Source organism: Massilia sp. CT11-108 (genome assembly GCF_047302915.1).
In the GTDB taxonomy this organism is placed as follows: Bacteria; Pseudomonadota; Gammaproteobacteria; order Burkholderiales; family Burkholderiaceae_D; genus Telluria; species Telluria orientalis.
The window spans coordinates 1-233 of sequence record NZ_JBKYMO010001784.1; the positions used below are offsets into that span (position 1 = coordinate 1).

The window sequence follows — 233 nt, forward strand, 5'->3', positions numbered from 1 at the left end:
GGGGATTTGCGAAGACATTTGGGTCAAAGTGCGAAGCCCAGAGATTAGTTCCGACTGTAGTACCGGGTGGAAGATAGGTATCGCATAGTGTAGTTCCTGAAGCAGGTACGAGGCGAGGAATGTACCATCCGAGCGTTGGCCAGATCCTCATGCTTTCTTTCATGACTGCCAGGAATAGCGGTACCTTCTGAATCATTTCGGAGTACTTGATATGCTTTGAGATACCATGGCTC

General features: G+C 48.9%; 1 protein-coding gene. It reads right to left on the minus strand.

Annotated elements, in window-relative coordinates:
• A partial coding sequence (locus ACEN88_RS36325; RefSeq protein ID WP_413347217.1) for a cytochrome P450 occupies positions 1-196 on the minus strand: 196 nt, incomplete at its 3' end.
• Positions 197-233 lie beyond the last annotated feature (37 nt).